This window comes from Salinihabitans flavidus (genome assembly GCF_900110425.1).
In the GTDB taxonomy this organism is placed as follows: Bacteria; Pseudomonadota; Alphaproteobacteria; order Rhodobacterales; family Rhodobacteraceae; genus Salinihabitans; species Salinihabitans flavidus.
Genome location: NZ_FODS01000019.1, coordinates 41,158 through 58,779, shown reverse-complemented (window position 1 = coordinate 58,779; position 17,622 = coordinate 41,158). Strand labels below are relative to the sequence as shown.

Genomic DNA, 17,622 nt, shown 5'->3' with positions numbered 1-17,622 from the left:
GCCGGGGTTGCGCTTGACGGAATACCCTGCGCCGGGGCAGCCTTGCCAAGAGCGGCAGAACAAGGGGTAGGGGCAGCGGATGACAGGACCGGATTCAATCGACGCGGTGCAGGAGATGCTGGATGCGCAGGGGTATGTCTGCGGGCGCGCGCTTGGCACGGTGGTGTTTCTCTCGCTTCGGCTTGGCCGGCCCCTGTTCCTCGAGGGGGAGGCCGGTGTTGGCAAGACGGAGATCGCCAAGGCGCTGGCCGCCGGGCTGAACCGCCGCCTGATCCGGCTGCAATGCTACGAGGGGCTGGATGCCTCTTCTGCTGTCTACGAATGGAATTTCGCAGCGCAGATGATCGCGATCCGTACCGCGGAGGCGGAAGGCAATGCCGATCGGGACCTGCTTCAGCAGGAACTCTTCGGCCCCGACTACCTGATCGAACGGCCGCTGCTTCAGGCGATGCGGCCCGATGAGCGCGGCGCGCCGGTGCTTCTTATCGACGAGATCGACCGCACCGACGAGCCGTTCGAAGCCTTCCTGCTGGAGGCGCTTTCCGACTATCAGGTCACCATCCCCGAGATCGGCACCATCGCCGCACCGGAGCCGCCCATCGTGATCGTCACCTCCAACCGCACGCGGGAAGTGCATGACGCGCTCAAGCGGCGGTGCCTTTATCACTGGGTGGAATATCCCGATTTCGAGCGCGAGATCGCCATTCTGCGCGCCCGTGCTCCGGAGGCGGCCGAGGCGCTCAGCCGCGATATCGTGGCCTTCGTTCAGCAGCTTCGCACCGAGGATCTGTTCAAGAAACCCGGCGTGGCCGAGACCATCGACTGGGCCAAGTGCCTGCTGGCGCTCGACGTCATCGCCCTGTCGCCCGAGGTGATTGCAGACACATTGGGCGCGCTGCTCAAGTATCAGGACGACATCGCACAGCTTCAGGGATCGGAGGCGGCGCGCCTTCTGGATCAGGCGCGGGCGGAGCTGGACCGGGCGCCATGACCGGCTACGCCCCGCTCGATCTGCCGGAGGTGCCGCGGCTGACCGAGAATATCGCCCATTTCGCGCGCGCGCTGCGCAAGGCGGGTCTGCCGATCGGGCCGGGCCGCGTGGTGGATGCGGTGCGCGCGGTGCAGGTGGCGGGCTTCACCTCGCGCCGGGATTTCTACTGGACGCTGCACGCCTGTTTCGTCTCGCGCCCCGAGCACCGCGTTGTTTTCGCACAGATTTTCCGGTTGTTTTGGCGCGATCCACGCTATCTTGAACACATGATGGCCGCGATGCTGCCCGCCATTCGCGGCGTGCAGGAAGAGCGCGCGGCCCAGGCCGGGGAAAAGCGCGCGGCCGAGGCGCTGCTCGACGGGGCCGACCGCGATTTGCCCGAGATGCAGGAGTCGGGCGAGGAGACGGAGATCGAGATCGACGCCTCGCTCACCATGTCGGCCGAAGAGCGGCTGCGTACCCTTGATTTCGAACAGATGAGCACCGCGGAGACCGCCGAGGCAAAGCGGGTTCTGGCGCGGCTGTCGTTGCCGGTGCGGCCCATCCTGTCGCGCCGGGGGCAGGCCGATCCGCGCGGCGAGATGGCCGACTGGCGGCGCACCATGCGCGCAGCGATGCGGCAGGGGGGCGATATCGCGCAGCTTGCCCGCAAACGGCGGCGCCCGCGCTGGCCCAACCTCGTGGTGCTGTGCGACATTTCCGGCTCCATGAGCGCCTATGGCCGGATGGTGCTGCATTTTCTGCATGCCGTGGCGAACCGCAAGGGGGCCGGCTGGGCCAAGGTGCATGGGTTCACCTTCGGCACACGGCTGACCAATATCACCCGGCATCTGGCCACCCGCGACGTGGACGCGGCCCTGGCCGCCGCCGGGGCGGAGGCGCAGGACTGGGAGGGCGGCACGCGGATCGGGGATTGCCTGCATGACTTCAACCGCGACTGGTCGCGCCGCGTCATGGGGCAGGGGGCGGTGGTCATCCTGATCACCGACGGGCTGGACCGGGCGGAGCCGGAAAAGCTCGCGCGGGAGATGGAGCGGCTGCACCTGTCGGCGCGGCATCTGATCTGGCTCAACCCGTTGCTGCGCTGGGACGGGTTCGCACCGAAGGCGCGGGGCATCCGCGCGATGCTGCCGCATGTGGACAGCTTCCGGGCAGGGCACAATATCGCCTCTCTCGAAGATCTGGCCGGGGCGTTGTCGCGCCCCGACGATCCGGGAGAGAAGGCGCGGCTTCTGTCCGGTGCCGCCTGACTGTCCGAAGTGTCCGCGAAAAGGGCTTCCAAATCGTTAACCGGTCGAGTCGCCCGTTCGCGAGCGATGGCGGGGGCCGTGTCTGACCCTGAGCCTGCCTGGGCAGTGGGTTTTCCCTTGCACTCTGTGCCTTGTCTCTGTCTGCTTGAGGGGGCGGTCGCACGCCGCACACGCCGGGTTGAGGGAGAGAGTCATGAGTGAGTTGGAAAACGCACCTGAACGGGCGCTCGACTGGCATCGCGCGGGGCGCGGGGCGGTGCTCGCAACGGTGGTGGAAACATGGGGCAGCGCGCCGCGCCGCGTGGGCGCGCAGATGGTCGTTTCTGGCGACGGGGAGCTTCAGGGCTCTGTCTCGGGCGGCTGCGTCGAAGGCGCGGTGATGATCGAAGCGATGGAGGCGCTGGACGAGGGTGAGGCGCGGCTTCTGGAGTTTGGCGTGTCGGACGGCGATGCCTTTGCGGTGGGGCTGGCGTGCGGCGGCACGATCCGGATCCTGGTCGAGCCGGTGGGCAAGGTGTTTCCCGAGGCGATGCTGGCCGACCTCGTGGCGGCGCGGGCGGCGCGGCAGCCCATCGCCTATGTGGTCGATCCGGACCGCGGGGCGCGCGCGCTGGTGCGCGAAGGGTTCGAGACGCGGTTCCGCATGGACCGATCCGGCATGGAGGAGGACGGGCGGTTCGTCGCCATCCACAACCCGCCGCTGCGGCTCATCGTGGTGGGGGCGGTGCATATCGCGCAGGCGCTGGTGCCCATGGCGCGGATCGCGGGCTATGACCCGGTGATCGTGGACCCGCGCAGCGCCTTCGGCTCGGACGCGCGCTTTCCCGGTGAGCGTCTTGTGGATGACTGGCCCGATGCGGCGCTGGAGACGATCGGGCTCGATACGCGCACGGCGCTTGTTCTGCTGACACATGACCCGAAACTGGACGATCCGGCGCTGCATTTGGCGCTCCGCTCGGAGGTGTTCTATATCGGGGCGCTGGGATCGACCCGGACCCACGCCAAGCGGGTGGAAAGACTGACGGAGGCGGGATTCAGCGCATCGGAGATTGGCCGGATTCACGGCCCCGTGGGTCTTGATATCGGGGCGGCCAGCCCGGCGGAAATCGCGCTTTCGGTGTTGGCGCAGATGACGCAGGTTCTGCGGAAAGGCGCATGAAGTTCGGGCCGGTTCCCCCGTCGCGGGCCGAGGGCGCGGTGCTGGCGCATTCGGTGGCGCTTGCCGATGGGCGGCTGCGCAAGGGCGTGGTGCTGGAGGCCGCGCATGTCGCGGCGCTGGAGGCGGCGGGGATAACGCAGGTCACGGTGGCGCGGCTCGATCCCGAGGACGTGGGCGAAGATGCGGCGGCGGCGCGGCTGGCGGCGGCGGTTGTGCCCGATCCGGAGGCGGCGGGGCTGCGGCTTGGGCCCGCGGCGACGGGGCGGGTCAACATCCTTGCGGACAGACCGGGCGTCGTTGTGATCGAGGAGGGGGCGGTGCGCGCGCTCAACGCCGTGGAGCCGATGATCACCATGGCCACGGTGCCCCCCTTTCAGCAGATGCGGCCGGGGGGCATGGTGGCGACGGTGAAGATCATCTCCTACGCCCTTCCGGGGGCGGATCTGGCGCGCGCCTGCACGCTGGGGGCGGAGAGTTTGCGCGTCGCGTCAGTGGTTTACCACGATGCCAGCCTGATCTTCACCGAGATTTCGGGCGGCGCCGGCGACAAGGGCCGCGCGGCCATCGAGACGCGGCTGGATAGCCTTGGCATGACACTGCGCGAGGTGCATTGCGTGCCGCATGAGCGCGGCGCGCTGCGCGCGGCGATTCTGGACGCGAAGGGCGAGATGGTGTTGATCCTGACGGGATCGGCCACCTCCGATCCGCATGACGTTGGGCCCTCTGCGCTGCGCGAGGCGGGGGGAGAGGTGATCCGGGTGGGGATGCCCGTGGACCCCGGAAACCTGTTGTTTCTCGGGCAGTTGGGCGACAAGCCGGTGATCGGTTTGCCGGGCAGCGCGCGGTCTCCGGTGCTGCACGGGGCCGATTGGGTGCTCAGCCGTGTCGCTTGCGGAATCCCGCTTTCGTCAGAGGATATCGCGGGAATGGCGGTGGGCGGATTGCTCAAGGAAATTCCGACACGGCCCATGCCGCGGCGGGGGCGGCGTTAGGGAGTTTCGCCTTGTTGGCGCGAATCATGGTTAACGCGTTGTTTTGGCGAGAAAATCCGTTTCGGTATCGCGTCGGTATAACGTCGGTATTACGTCGGTATTGGCACCGCCCGACGCGGCACGATGCCATGTGTGACCACAGCGCGCGTTGCATCCGGCCGGCCCGCAGGCGCGTCTTTGCGTTCACATTCTGACAGGCGATGCAAAATTCCGGGTTCTCAAGCGGCAAGGCGCGTGGTTATCATCCCTTCATAGTTGTGAGAAATCAGTTCCAGGGAGGAGCCATATGCCACAGGTCAGCATGACCGTGAACGGCAAGCCTGCGTCCGGTGAAGCGGAAGGACGCACCTTGCTCAGCCAATTCCTGCGGGAGACACTGGGCCTGACCGGCACCCATGTCGGCTGCGACACCAGCCAGTGCGGCGCCTGCGTGGTGCATGTGGACGGCAAGGCGGTGAAAGCCTGCACCATGTTTGCGCTGGAGGCCGAAGGCGCGGATGTCGCCACCATCGAGGGGCAGGCCGCGCCCGATGGCACGCTCAATCCCATTCAGCAGGCGTTTCAGGATCATCACGGCCTGCAATGCGGCTTCTGCACCCCCGGCATGGTGATGAGCGCGGCGGCGCTTTTGAAGGAGAACCCCAAGCCGAGCGAGGCGGAGATCCGCGACTACCTCGAGGGGAACCTCTGCCGCTGCACCGGCTATCACAATATCGTCAAGGCGATCATGGCCGCCAGCGGTCAGGATGTGGGCGCGCTTGCCGCCGAATGAGCCGCATCCCCGCGCCGGAGGGAGGGCGCGGGATATGAGTATTTGGGGAACAGAGAAAGGCCATGTCGGCCCCGGGTTCCCCGGCGTGGCGCAAGACGGCCACGACATCAGGGAGGACTGAAACATGCCGAAGGATCATGGCATCGGCGCCAGCAGCAAGCGGCGCGAGGACGTCCGGTTTTTGACCGGAGACGGCAATTACACCGATGATATCAACGTGCACGGGCAAGCCTATGTGCACTTCCTGCGCTCGGACGTGGCGCATGGGCGGTTGACGTCGGTGGACACATCGGAGGCCGGCAAGATGCCCGGCGTTGTGCGCATCTTCACCGGCGCCGATTTCGAGGGCGTGGGCGGTCTGCCCTGCGGCTGGTGCGTGACCGACCGGCATGGAGAGCCGATGCAGGAGCCGGGGCATCCGGTTCTGGCGCAGGGCAAGGTGCGCCATGTGGGCGATCCGATCGCGGCCGTGGTGGCCGACACCCCCGAGCAGGCGCGCGACGCCGCCGAGGCGATCATCGCCGACATAGAGGAGTTTCCGGCGGTCGTGGACATGAAGGCCGCGCTGAAGGAGGGCGCGCCCAAGGTGCATGACGATCTCAGTTCCAACCTGTGCTATGACTGGGGCTTCGTGGAGGAGAACCGCGAGGCGGTGGACAAGGCCATCCAAGAGGCGGCGCATGTCACCACGCTGGAGCTTGTGAATCAGCGGCTGGTCGCCAACCCGATGGAGCCGCGCGTGGCGATCGGCGAGTACAGCCGGGCGCGCGATGAGCATACGCTTTACACCACGTCGCAGAACCCGCATGTGATCCGCCTTCTGATGGGGGCGTTCGTGCTGGGCATTCCCGAGCACAAGCTGCGCGTCGTCGCGCCCGATGTGGGGGGCGGCTTCGGCTCCAAGATCTTCCACTATGCCGAAGAGGCGTTCTGCACCTTCGCCGCCAAGGCGGTGAACCGGCCGGTGAAATGGACCTCGTCGCGCTCCGAGGCGTTCATGACCGATGCCCACGGGCGCGATCATGTCACGAAGATCGAGCTGGCGCTGGACGCCGACAACAATTTCACCGCGCTGCGCACTGATACCCACGCGAATATGGGCGCCTATCTGTCCACCTTCGCGCCGTCGGTACCGACGTGGCTGCATGGCACGCTGATGGCGGGGAATTACCGCACGCCGCTGATCTATGTGAACGTGAAGGCGGTGTTCACCAACACGGTGCCGGTGGATGCCTATCGCGGCGCCGGGCGGCCCGAGGCGACCTATCAGCTTGAGCGCGTGATCGACAAGGCGGCGCGCGAGCTGGGCGTCGATCCCATCGCGCTCCGGCGGCAGAATTTCGTGACGGAATTTCCCTATGCCACGCCGGTGGCGGTGGAATACGACACCGGCGATTACAACGCCACGATGGACAAGCTCGAAGAGATCGCCGATCTCAAGGGATTTGCCGCGCGCCGCAAGGAGAGCGAGGCGCGGGGTAGGCTGCGCGGGCTTGGCGTGAACTGCTATATCGAGGCCTGCGGCATAGCGCCGAGCAACCTTGTCGGGCAGCTTGGCGCGCGCGCGGGTCTTTATGAAAGCGCGACGGTGCGGGTCAATGCCACCGGCGGGCTTGTCGTGATGACCGGCAGCCACAGCCACGGGCAGGGGCATGAAACCTCTTTCGCTCAGGTGGTGGCCGACATGATCGGGATCGACGAGAACATGGTCGATATCGTCCATGGCGACACCGCCAACACGCCGATGGGCATGGGCACCTATGGCTCCCGCTCGATTGCGGTGGGGGGCAGCGCGATGGTGCGCGCGACCGAGAAGATCATCGCCAAGGCCAAGAAGATCGCGGCGCATCTGCTGGAGGCGAGCGACGCCGATATCGAGTTGAAGGACGGCGCCTTCACCGTGGCGGGCACCGACAAGTCGGTGGCCTGGGGCGATGTCACGCTCGCGGCCTATGTGCCGCACAATTATCCGCTGGAGGATATCGAGCCGGGGCTGGAGGAAACCGCCTTTTACGATCCGGCGAACTTCACCTATCCGGCGGGGGCCTATGCCTGCGAGGTGGAGCTTGACCCCGAAACCGGCAAGGTCACGGTGGAGCGGTTCGCCGCGGCCGATGATTTCGGCAATATCATCAACCCGATGATCGTCGACGGGCAGGTGCATGGCGGTATCGGGCAGGGCATCGGGCAGGCGCTTCTGGAAAGCTGCGCCTATGACGAGAACGGGCAGCTTCTGTCGGCGTCCTACATGGATTATGCCATGCCGCGGGCCGACGATGTGCCGTTCTACTCGGTGGATCATTCCTGTTCGACGCCCTGCACGCACAACCCGCTTGGCGTGAAGGGCTGCGGCGAGGCCGGGGCCATCGGATCCCCGCCCGCGGTGGTCAACGCGGTGATCGACGCGATGCAGTCGGGCGGTCACAAGGTGGATCACATCGACATGCCGGTGTCGCCTTCGCGGGTGTGGACGGCGATGAACGGGTGATTGCAACAGCGGGCCGGGGGCGCGGCGGCCGGCCCGCCCGGATCATGTGACGAGAGGATACGGGGGTTGCCCGGTCCCTTGAAGGAGAGGCGAGATGTATAATTTCGAGTTCGAACGACCCACGAGCGTGGCTGACGCGGTCAAGGCACTTGGGCAGGAGGAGGCGCAGCCGCTGGCGGGGGGGCAGACGCTGATCCCGACGCTGAAGCAGAGGCTGGCGATGCCCTCCAAGCTTGTGAGTCTGAGCGGGATTTCCGAGATGAAGGGAATCACGCAGGAGGGGCGGACCCTTGTGGTCGGCGCGGCCACGGTGCATGCCGATGTTGCCGCCGACGGCACGATTGCGGCGCTGTCCGATCTGGCGGGCAATATCGGCGATCCGGCGGTGCGCAATCGCGGCACGATTGGCGGCAGCGTGGCCAATAACGACCCGTCAGCCTGTTATCCGGCGGCGGCGCTGGGGCTCGGGGCGACCATCGTGACCGACCGGCGCGAGATCGCGGCCGATGACTTCTTTACCGGGATGTTCGAGACCGCCCTTGACGAGGGCGAGATCGTCACGGCGGTGAAATTTCCGCAGCCGGAGGCGGCGGCCTATGCCAAGTTCGAACAGCCCGCATCGCGGTTCGCGCTGGTGGGGGTCTTCGTGGCCAGAACCGGCGAGGGTGTGCGGGTGGCCGTCACCGGCGCGTCGGAGGGCGGTGTGTTCCGCTGGCGCGAGGCGGAAACGGCGCTGGCGTCCGATTTCTCCGCCGGGGCGCTCGACGGGATGGCGCCGGAGGCGGACGACATGATCTCGGATCTGCACGGCTCGGCGGCGTATCGCGCGCATCTGGTGGGGGTGATGGCGCGGCGCGCGGTGGCGGCGGCGCGCTGAGGCCCTGCGGGCAGGTGATCCGGGGCCCCGCCATTTGTGTGCGGGGCCTTGCCGTCAGGCCGGCTTGCGGGCGACGAAGTCGATCAGGGCGGAGCGGCCGTTGTGGCCGCGCCCCTCGCTGATCTCGCGTTCATAGGCGCGGCATTCCAGAACACTCCAGTCGGGGAAATGATCGCGCAGGATCTCTTCGGTGTACATATTTTCGGCGAACGGCGGCCCGCCTGTGCCGTAGTCGATCTGCTTCGGGGTGTAGCCATGCAGGAGGATCAGGCAACCGGGCGCGACGCTTCGGGCCATTCCCTCGAACAGGCGGCGGCGGTCGGCGGGGCCGACGAACTGAATGAAGATCCCGACCACCAGCTCGAACTGGTCGGCCCAGTCGTGGGAGAGGACATCGACTTCTCGAAAAGTGACCTCGACCCCCTTTTCGGCGGCGAGCGTTCGAGCCTTGGAGATGGCGGAGGGCGCGAATTCAAGGGCGGTGACCCGCATGCCCCGCTGCGCCATGAAAACCGAATTGCGCCCCTCGCCGTCGGCAACGGCGAGCGCACTTGCGCCGGGGGTAAGATGGTCTGCGTGCTCTTGCAGGAAAAGGGCGGGTTCGGTCCCGAATACGTAGTCGGGTGTGTTGAAACGATCTTCCCACATGGGCGGTTCCGATCCTGTCATGAACAAAATCGGCCGCCCGATCACAGGCGGCCAATTGAGTGTCGGGCGACCGCCTGTCGCGGTCGGTCTACTTGGTCATGGGGCCGATCATCATGGTCATCTGGCGGCCTTCCATCTTGGGCATGTTTTCGACCTTGCCCATCTCTTTCACGTCCTCGGCCACCCGTTCGAGAAGCTCGCGCCCGAGGTTTTGGTGCGCCATTTCGCGGCCGCGGAATCTCAGGGTGATCTTCACCTTGTCGCCGCCTTCGAGGAAGCGCATGACATTGCGCATCTTCACGTCATAGTCATGGGTATCGGTGTTGGGCCGAAACTTGACCTCTTTGACCTCGATCGTTTTCTGTTTCTTGCGGGCCTCGGATTCACGTTTCTGCTGTTCATACTTGAACTTGCCGTAATCCATGATCTTGCAGACCGGCGGGTTCGCGTTCGGCGAGATTTCCACCAGATCAAGGCCGGCTTCCTGTGCGAGAACCATGCCGTGGGACGGTGACACGACGCCGACATTTTCGCCATCCGCGCCGATCAGGCGGATCTCGGAAGAGCGAATTTTCTCGTTGACGCGGGGGCCGGTGTCACGCGACGGGGGCGCGTTATGAGGTCTGCGGGCTATGGTATTGTTCCTTCAACTGTTGATCTGTTCTAGAGCGGCAAAATACGCGCGGGTTGTTGCCGTTTCAAGCGGTTAATGGGGACGGCGGCGTGAATTCAGGGCCGATGTGCGGTTATGGGACCACCGCCCCCCGGAACAGAACAGCCTGATACAAGGTGCGCGGCAGGTTTGCGAGGATGCTGGCCCGTTTTCGCGGCGCGCGCGCCGCGCAAGTTCGCGCGCGATTGGACCGCCGGCGGGACCTCAGTCGACGAATGCCTTTTCCACCACGTATTCCTTCGGCTCTGAATTGGCGCCTTCACGCAGCCCGTATTCCTCCAGCATGTCCTTCAACTCAAGATTGAAGGCCAGATTGCCGCAGACCATCGCGCGATCGGTTTCGGGGGTGAGAGGCTCGACCCCGAGATCCTCGAACACCTCTCCCTTGCGCATCAGGTCGGTGATGCGGCCTGTCTTGGCGCTGTCTTCGCGGGTGGTGGTCGGGTAGTAGCGCAGTTTTTCGTGAAAGCCCGCGCCGATGAGTTCGGCGAGCATCTCATCGTTGCGGATGCCTTCGATCAGGTCGCGCCCGTAGTCGAGTTCTCCCACTTCGCGGCAGGTATGGGTGAGAATCACCTCATCGTAGTCCTCGTAGGTCTGCGGGTCGCGCAGGAGCGAGGCGAAGGGCGCGATGCCCGTTCCGGTGGCGAACAGCCACAGCCGCTTGCCCGGCAGCAGGGCGTCATGCACCAGCGTGCCCACCGGTTTGGGGCGCAGGATGATCTGATCGCCGGGTTCGATGTGTTGCAGCCGTGAGGTGAGCGGGCCGTCGGGCACCTTGATCGAATAGAACTCCAGCTCGTCATCCCAGGAGGGAGAGGCGATGGAGTAGGCGCGCAGAAGCGGTTTCTGCTTGCCGGTTTCCGGATCGGGCTCTCCCATCAGGCCGAGCATCACGAATTCGCCGGAGCGAAAGCGCAGCGAGGCGGGCCGGGTGACCCGGAAGGAAAACAGCCGGTCCGTGTAGTGTTTGACCTCGGTCACGGTCTGGGCATCGGGCAGGGTGGGGGCCTTGACGGCGGTGGTGTCGGTCACTGGGGTTTGCTCGGTCATGTCATTTCTGGGCGCGGAACCCTTTACCTATGCGTTTCTGGCAGAAGTGTGAAGGTCTGGCGGAGGTCTGTCCTTGACCTATCGCAAGACGATCGGAGAAAAACCGCGTTCAGGCGGGGCGCAACCGTCCAAGGCGTGTTTGGTAATCATGCGCCTGCCAGTCGGCGCGTCGGCGCCATTGGTCCTCGGGCTGGCGTGCGGCCAGATCATCGGAGATCTCCACCTCGTCGAATCCGGCACGGCGGGCCATCGCGTATTGGTCCGCGATCACATGGCCGCGCGCGCGCAGCCGTCCGCGATACCCCATCAGGCGCAGTTGCCGCGCGATGGTGAAGCCGCGGCCATCGGCGAAGCCGGGGAAGTCGACGCGGATCATCTCCACCCGCGAAAGCCGCCCGGCCAGATCCGCCGGGTCGGTGCCCGATGCCAGATCGAGCGCGGTCACGTCATTGGTTGGCTCGTCCGGTGCGGCGAATGCGCCGGTCCAGTCGTCGGGGTGAAACCCGGTGTCGGTCACGATTACAGTCATGCGTTCTCTCCCTTGCGGACCAGTTTGCCATCGACGAAATGGATGCCGCATTCATCTTTGGACTGTCCGCGCCACCGGCCAGCGCGGGGGTCTTCGCCCGGTGCGACGGGCGAGGTGCAGGGCGCGCAGCCGATGGAAGGGTAGCCGCGCGCCAGCAGTGGATGCCGGGGCAGGCGGTTCTCCTCCATGTAGGCGCGCACGTCCCCGGGAGCCCAATGGGCCAGCGGGTTGACCTTGATCCGGCCTGTCAGGTCCTCGACCTCGAAGAAATCGAGCGTCGCGCGGCTGCCGGACTGGAACCGCTTGCGCCCGGTGATCCAGCCATCGAACCCGCGCAGGGCCTTTTGCAGCGGGCGCGTCTTGCGCAGGGCGCAGCAGGCATCCGTATCGCGCTGGTGCAGGGTGCCATCGGGGTCTTCGGCCCGCAAAACCGCGTCCGAGGCGCGGATCACCTGCACGTTGCTCAGGCCAAGGCGCTCTGCCACCTCCGCCTGATAGACCAGCGTTTTGGCAAAGAGCATCTGCGTGTCGATGAACAGCACCGGCAGGGTGCGGTCCACCATCGCCGCGAGATGCAGGAGCACCACCGATTCCGCGCCGAAACTCGACACAAGCGCAATGCGCCCCGCGTCGGGGTCGGTCAGCGCGGCGCGGATGACGGCGGTGGCCGAATGGTGCTTATAGCGGGCGTTGAGCCGGTCCGCCTTGGCCTGCAATGGGCCGGGGCCGGGCGGCCCGGCGGCCCGGTGCCGCGCGGTGGAGGCGCCTGACCCGCCGAGGATGTCATGCGGCATTGGCGCGCGCCTCCGGGTAGAGATACCGCTTGAACGGCGAAAGACCGATGCGGCGATAGGTTTGAAGGAAGGTTTCCTGCGGCCCCTCGCGCAGCGCCAGATAGCCGTCGATGAGCCGTTCGATGGCGGGCACGATCTCTTCTGCGGAAAAGCCCGGCCCGGCCCGTTCCCCCAGTGCGGCGGTTTCTGTCGCGTCGCCGCCCAGCGTGATCTGGTAATTCTCCACGCCCGCGCGGTCGAGCCCGAGAATTCCGATATGGCCCACATGGTGATGCCCGCAGGCGTTGATGCAGCCCGAGATCTTGATCTGAAGATGGCCGATGTCATGCTCCAGCTTCAGCTCATCGAAGCGGGTGGCGATCTGCTGCGCGATGGGGATGGAGCGGGCGGTGGCCAGCGCGCAGTAATCCATGCCCGGGCAGGCGATGATATCCGAGATCAGTCCGAGGTTGGCGGTGTGCAGCCCGGCCTCACGCAGCGCGGCATGAACCGCCGGAAGGTCGGATTTATGCACATGCGGCAGAATGACGTTCTGCTCATGGCTGATGCGCAGTTCATCATGGCCGTATTCGCGCGCCAGTTCGGCCATTACGCGCATCTGATCGGCGCTGGCATCGCCGGGGGTCGCACCCTGCTTCTTGAGCGAGATCGACACGATGGCATAGCCGGGCGCGCGGTGCGCGGCGAGGTTGGTGTCGGCCCAGGATCGAAACAGCGGATCGCCCTTATAGGCCGCGTCATAGGCGACCGTTGGTGCCTCGCGGAAGGCGGGCGGGGCGAAATGCGCCCTCAGCCCCGCCAGCATCTCCTGATCCACGCCGGAAAAGGCCGGGCGAAGCTGCGCGAACCGCTCTTCGACCCGCGCACGAATGTCATCGATTCCATGCTCATGCACGGTGATCTTGATGCGGGACTTGAACTTGTTGTCGCGCCGGCCCAGCAGGTTCCAGACGCTGACCACCGCCTCCAGATAGGGCAGAAGATCGGCCTCTGGCAGGAACCCGCGCACCACCTTTCCGATCATCGGGGTGCGGCCCAGCCCGCCGCCCACGATCACCTCGAACCCCGGCGCGCCGGCGGCATCGCGCACCATGCGCAGCCCGATGTCATGGGCGCGGGTCACGGCGCGGTCGTTCGGGCTTCCGGTGACGGCGATCTTGAACTTGCGCGGCAAAAACTGGAATTCCGGGTGGTCGGTGGACCATTGCCGGATCAGCTCCGCCACCGGGCGCGGGTCCGCGATCTCATCGGCCGCAGCGCCGGCGAAATGGTCGGCGGTGACATTGCGGATCGTGTTGCCGGAGGTCTGGATCGCGTGCATCTCCACCTCTGCCAGCGCGTCGAGCATGTCGGGAATGTCGCGCAGTTTCGGCCAGTTGAACTGTATGTTCTGGCGGGTGGTGAAATGGCCATACCCCTTGTCCCATCGCTCCGCGATGTCGGCGAGCCGGTCCATCTGGCGGCCCGACAGCGTGCCGTAGGGGATCGCCACGCGCAGCATGTACGCGTGTAGTTGCAGATAGACGCCGTTCATCAGGCGCAGCGGCTTGAATTCCTCTTCCGTCAGGTGGCCGGCGATGCGCCGCTCCACCTGCGCGCGGAACTGCTGATTGCGCTCTGCCAGAAAGGCGGCGTCGAAATCGGTGTAGCGATACATGGGTTGGACCTTTCGTTCGCGGGGAGGGGCTGGCCTAACGCGTGGCTTGCTTGCCGTGGAAGTAGTTCGACGGGCCGGTGCGGCGGAACTCCTCGCGGAAATGGGTGGGTTCGGGGCGACCATCGCGGCCGGGTGTCACATCGGCCAGATAGACCCCCACGGCGACATCGGGCTGCCGCTCTGCATCGAGCAGGCGAAGCTGCGCCTCGGCCTCATCGGTGATGAGCAGCGCGCGGGAGAGATCGCGGGTCCAGTCGCCCGCGTCGGTGAGGTAGATCACATACCCTTCGAGAAGCGCGTTGGCGGTGACAACTTTCGGGGTGAAGGCGCGGGGCATCAGGCAAGCTCCTGTTTTTCTTCGGTCATGTCGTCCAGCGCGGCGGCGGCGGCGCGTGGGCGCAGACCGAGAAAGGTCAGCGCCGGGCCGGCGGGCCGGGCCCTCGCAAGATCGGCGGGCAGGGCCGAGAGCGTGGTTGCGATCACCCGCTGATCGGGGCGGGACGCGTTCTCGATCACCGTCACGGGGGTATCCGGGGCGGCGCCGTGCATGAGCAGGCGCCCCTGAAGAAAGCGCGCGGCGGACTTGCCCATGTAGATCGCGGCGACCTCTCCGGGGCGGGCGAGGGCGTGCCAGTCGTGATCGGCAAAGCCCTGCATGTCATGGCCGGTGAGGAACCGGACGGAGGCATTGCGCCCGCGCCGCGTCAGGCTTTGCCCGATGGCGGCCACGGCGGCGGAGGCGGAGGTGATGCCCGGCACGATATGCCACGCGATACCGGCGGCGTCGCAGGCGTCGATCTCTTCGTCGAGCCGTCCGAAGACGGTGGCATCCCCGCCCTTGAGGCGCACCACCTGCGCGCCGGTTGCCGCGTGCCGCGTGATCAGGGCATTGATCGTGTCCTGCGCGGTGGAGGGGCCGAAGCCCTCCTTGCCCGCGCCCACGATCACCGCCTCGCGCCGCGCCAGTTCCAGAATCTCCGGCGAGATCAGCCGATCGTGGATCACCACGTCGGCCTCATCAAGCGCCTTGCGAGCCTTGAGGGTGAGCAGTTCGGGATCGCCCGGACCGGCGCCGACAAAGGCCACATGTCCCGGCCGGTCGGCCCGCGACAGATGATCGGACAGCAGGTTTTCCAGTGTGTTTTCAATGCCATGGTCGGTCGCGCGGGGGCCGGTGCCGAAATAGTAGTCGGCCCAGAACTCGCGGCGACGTCGGCCCATGGGCAGCGCTTCCGCCGCCTTGCGGAATGCCTTGCCCGCGCGGGCGAGAAGGCCAAGGCGGGGGGAAAGCCGGGCCTCCAGATCGGCCTTGATCGCGCGGGCAAGAACGGGGGCCGCGCCCTCGGTGCCGATGGCGACGGTCACCGGGTCGCGGTCGACGATGGCGGGGGTGATGAAACTGCTGTCCGTGAGATTGTCCACGATGTTCACCGGCGCCCCCTCGGCCCGCGCGATGGCGGCGGTGCGGGCATCCTCGGCGGTGTCCTCATCGGCGGCGTAGAACAGCACGGAGCCGGCCACGTCGCCAGCGCGCAGGGCGCGGCGCGTCAGGGTGAGCCGGCCGGCGCTGGCCCAGTCGGCGATCTGGGGGTCGGGATCGGGGGTGAAGACGGCGATCCGCGCCTCTGTCTTGAGCAGCAGGCGCAGCTTTGCCAGCGCCGCGGCCCCGCCGCCCGAGAGGGTGATGCGCTGGCCGCTGATGGCCATGAAGACGGGAAAATGTTGCACGGCAAAGGCTCCCATTGGCGTTTGACTTGAGACCGAATATAGGAAATTGTTCCGATCCGGCGCTAGGGGGCGGCGGAAATAGAAACGTACGTTTCGCTTGGTGGTTGGATCAGGCGGGGCGTTCCGGAAAACGAAAGGAACAGGAATGGCGTTTCGCGTCGACGACATGGACCGGAAAATCCTTGATGCGCTCCAGCGCGATGCCTCGCTGTCGCTCGATGAAATCGCGCGTCAGGTCGGCTCTTCCAAGACGCCGGTATGGAACCGGATTCGCAAGCTGCGCGAGGCGGGGATCATCCGCCAGCAGACGGTGATCCTCGATGCCGAAGCCCTTGGATTCGAAGCCTGTTTCTTCGTTCTTATCCGCACCAGTGAGCATGAGGCGGAGTGGCAGGCGAACTTTCTCAAGGCGTTGCAGGACCGCCCCGAGGTGCTTGAGGCGCATCGGCTGGCGGGGGATATCGACTATATCCTGAAGGTGCGGGTGAAGAATGCGCGGGCCTATGACACGTTCTATCAGGCGCTGATCTCGGAGGTGCGGGTGCATAATGTCACCGCGCTTCTGTCGATGGAGGAGATCAAATCCACGCATCATTTGCCGCTGATCGGGACCGGATCGCCGAATCAGGGTTAAGATATTGAATTATCGTTGAAAACCGGGGGCTGAATCGCGTCGGTATAACGTCGGTATAACGTCGGTATTACGTCGGTGCGGGTGCGGCGGAAGAGCATGGTTAACAGTGCGCCCGGTAAGGGTGTGTTCATCTTGCTTGCGGAAAGGTTGGCAAAACGGGTGGCGGCGGCGTGCCGGGGTCAGGAGGCATCCAGCGCGGCGATGATGGCACCGAAATCGGCGGCGCGCAGGCTGGCCCCGCCAACGAGCGCGCCATCCACGTTGGAGACCGCGAAGATCGTGTCGGCGTTCGCGGGCTTGACCGAACCGCCGTAGAGCAGCCGCACAGAGCGGCCCACCCCCGCGCCAAAGCGGCGTTCCAGCCGGGCGCGGATGAAATCATGCACCTCCCCGATCTGCTCGGGCGTGGCGGTGCGTCCGGTGCCGATGGCCCAGATCGGCTCATAGGCGATGACGAGATTTTCGCCGGTGCCGTGATCGGGCACGGAGCCGGACAATTGCCCGCCGATGATGTCGAGCGTGTTGGCGGCGTCGCGTTCGGCAAGGGTTTCGCCGACACAGATCAGCGTGGTGAGTCCGGCCTCATGCGCGGCGCGCGCCTTGGCGCGCACGTCGGCGTCGCTCTCCATATGGTCCTGCCGCCGTTCCGAATGGCCGAGAATCACGTAGCTGGCACCGGCATCGGCCAGCATGGGCGCGCTAATGTCGCCGGTATGCGCGCCCGCATTCATGGCGTGGCATTCCTGCCCGCCGATGGCGATGGCCCCCGGCGCGATCCGCGCGGCGCGGGCGATCAACGTGGCGGGGGGGCAGATCAGGCGGTCAGTCTGCGTGGGGGCCGGGGCAGCGGCGAGGGCCTCGATCTCGGCCAGATCGGCGCAAAGCCCGTTCATCTTCCAGTTGCCCGCAGCAAGCTTGCGTCGCATCGCCTATCCCCCTTGAACGCTCCGACCTGTTTTCGGCTGTCGGATGCGCGGGGTCAAGTCCGCAGTTGAGAGGGCTGGAAATGCTGGCGAGTCAGGCGGTTACATCTCCGCGAACTTGATCGATTCCCCGCAGCCGCAGGCGTCCACCACATTGGGGTTGCGAAAGCGGAAGCCCGATTCCAGCAAGGACACCTCATAGTCGATCTCGGTGCCGAAAAGGAACATCTGCGCCATCGGCGCGATCATCACGCGCGCGTCGCCCTGTTCGACCACCTCATCGTTGGGATCGGCCTCATCGACATAGTCCATGGTGTATTCCATGCCGGCGCAGCCGCCCTTCTTCACGCCGATGCGCAGACCGGCGTGGCCGCCCTTCTGCATCAGGCTTGCAATCTGCCCGGCCGCTTCGGGCGTGAGTGACACGGCCTGTTTTCCGGGAGTGCCGAACATT

General features: G+C 66.0%; 18 protein-coding genes. 8 read left to right on the top strand and 10 right to left on the bottom strand.

Going from position 1 to position 17,622, the window contains the following annotated elements; translation table 11 throughout:
- Positions 1-79 precede the first annotated feature (79 nt).
- The 7 genes from BMW66_RS14505 (at position 80) to BMW66_RS14475 (ending at position 8,529) form a co-directional block, all read left to right on the top strand.
- Entirely contained in the window at positions 80-991 is a 912-nt protein-coding gene (locus BMW66_RS14505; protein WP_093119563.1) for an AAA family ATPase, read from the top strand.
- Complete coding sequence (locus BMW66_RS14500) at positions 988-2,241, top strand: vWA domain-containing protein (RefSeq protein ID WP_093119562.1); 1,254 nt, start codon at positions 988-990, stop codon at positions 2,239-2,241. The genes BMW66_RS14505 and BMW66_RS14500 overlap by 4 nt, the downstream gene beginning before the upstream one ends.
- A gap of 193 nt (positions 2,242-2,434) precedes the next feature.
- A complete protein-coding gene (locus BMW66_RS14495; RefSeq protein WP_093119561.1) occupies positions 2,435-3,400 on the top strand; it encodes an XdhC family protein in 966 nt (321 codons plus the stop codon).
- Positions 3,397-4,392 carry a molybdopterin-binding protein gene (locus BMW66_RS14490; protein WP_093119560.1) on the top strand — a complete coding sequence of 332 codons (996 nt, stop codon included), beginning with the start codon at positions 3,397-3,399 and terminating at the stop codon, positions 4,390-4,392. The genes BMW66_RS14495 and BMW66_RS14490 overlap by 4 nt, the downstream gene beginning before the upstream one ends.
- A gap of 286 nt (positions 4,393-4,678) precedes the next feature.
- Positions 4,679-5,164 carry a (2Fe-2S)-binding protein gene (locus BMW66_RS14485; protein WP_093119558.1) on the top strand — a complete coding sequence of 162 codons (486 nt, stop codon included), beginning with the start codon at positions 4,679-4,681 and terminating at the stop codon, positions 5,162-5,164.
- A gap of 124 nt (positions 5,165-5,288) precedes the next feature.
- Positions 5,289-7,652 (top strand): xanthine dehydrogenase family protein molybdopterin-binding subunit, encoded by a 2,364-nt coding sequence (locus BMW66_RS14480; RefSeq protein ID WP_093119557.1) that lies wholly within the window; start codon positions 5,289-5,291, stop codon positions 7,650-7,652.
- Between the two features lie 94 nt (positions 7,653-7,746).
- Positions 7,747-8,529 (top strand): FAD binding domain-containing protein, encoded by a 783-nt coding sequence (locus BMW66_RS14475; RefSeq protein ID WP_093119555.1) that lies wholly within the window; start codon positions 7,747-7,749, stop codon positions 8,527-8,529.
- A gap of 54 nt (positions 8,530-8,583) precedes the next feature.
- On the opposite strand, the gene BMW66_RS14470 is transcribed toward BMW66_RS14475, so the two are convergent.
- From BMW66_RS14470 to cysG, 8 genes are all read right to left on the bottom strand, one after another.
- Positions 8,584-9,198, bottom strand: coding sequence for an SAM-dependent methyltransferase (locus BMW66_RS14470; protein WP_245729491.1), 615 nt, complete (start codon positions 9,196-9,198; stop codon positions 8,584-8,586).
- Positions 9,199-9,265: 67 nt separating this feature from the next.
- Positions 9,266-9,724 carry a translation initiation factor IF-3 gene (gene infC, locus BMW66_RS14465; protein ID WP_425441332.1) on the bottom strand — a complete coding sequence of 153 codons (459 nt, stop codon included), beginning with the start codon at positions 9,722-9,724 and terminating at the stop codon, positions 9,266-9,268.
- 330 nt (positions 9,725-10,054) lie between these two features.
- Positions 10,055-10,903, bottom strand: a complete 849-nt coding sequence (locus BMW66_RS14460) for a ferredoxin--NADP reductase (protein ID WP_093119551.1) — start codon at positions 10,901-10,903, stop codon at positions 10,055-10,057.
- A 109-nt stretch (positions 10,904-11,012) separates the two neighbouring features.
- Positions 11,013-11,432, bottom strand: a complete 420-nt coding sequence (locus BMW66_RS14455; protein ID WP_093119550.1) for a DUF934 domain-containing protein — start codon at positions 11,430-11,432, stop codon at positions 11,013-11,015.
- Positions 11,429-12,226: a phosphoadenylyl-sulfate reductase gene (locus tag BMW66_RS14450; protein ID WP_093119548.1), complete on the bottom strand. Its 798-nt coding sequence runs from the start codon at positions 12,224-12,226 to the stop codon at positions 11,429-11,431. The genes BMW66_RS14455 and BMW66_RS14450 overlap by 4 nt, the downstream gene beginning before the upstream one ends.
- Complete coding sequence (locus BMW66_RS14445) at positions 12,216-13,883, bottom strand: nitrite/sulfite reductase (protein WP_093119547.1); 1,668 nt, start codon at positions 13,881-13,883, stop codon at positions 12,216-12,218. Before BMW66_RS14445 ends, BMW66_RS14450 begins: the two co-directional genes overlap by 11 nt.
- A 34-nt stretch (positions 13,884-13,917) precedes the next feature.
- Complete coding sequence (locus tag BMW66_RS14440) at positions 13,918-14,220, bottom strand: DUF2849 domain-containing protein (protein ID WP_093119545.1); 303 nt, start codon at positions 14,218-14,220, stop codon at positions 13,918-13,920.
- Positions 14,220-15,611: a siroheme synthase CysG gene (gene cysG / locus BMW66_RS14435; protein WP_093119607.1), complete on the bottom strand. Its 1,392-nt coding sequence runs from the start codon at positions 15,609-15,611 to the stop codon at positions 14,220-14,222. The genes BMW66_RS14440 and cysG overlap by 1 nt, the downstream gene beginning before the upstream one ends.
- Positions 15,612-15,756: 145 nt before the next feature.
- Between cysG and BMW66_RS14430 the strand changes: the two genes are divergently transcribed.
- Positions 15,757-16,245 carry an Lrp/AsnC family transcriptional regulator gene (locus BMW66_RS14430; protein ID WP_093119544.1) on the top strand — a complete coding sequence of 163 codons (489 nt, stop codon included), beginning with the start codon at positions 15,757-15,759 and terminating at the stop codon, positions 16,243-16,245.
- Positions 16,246-16,424: 179 nt separating this feature from the next.
- On the opposite strand, the gene tpiA is transcribed toward BMW66_RS14430, so the two are convergent.
- Positions 16,425-17,171, bottom strand: coding sequence for a triose-phosphate isomerase (gene tpiA / locus BMW66_RS14425; RefSeq protein WP_093119543.1), 747 nt, complete (start codon positions 17,169-17,171; stop codon positions 16,425-16,427).
- A 99-nt stretch (positions 17,172-17,270) separates the two neighbouring features.
- The gene (locus BMW66_RS14420; RefSeq protein ID WP_093119541.1) at positions 17,271-17,621 is read right to left on the bottom strand and encodes a HesB/IscA family protein; all 351 of its coding nucleotides are present in this window, start codon (positions 17,619-17,621) and stop codon (positions 17,271-17,273) included.
- Position 17,622 lies beyond the last annotated feature (1 nt).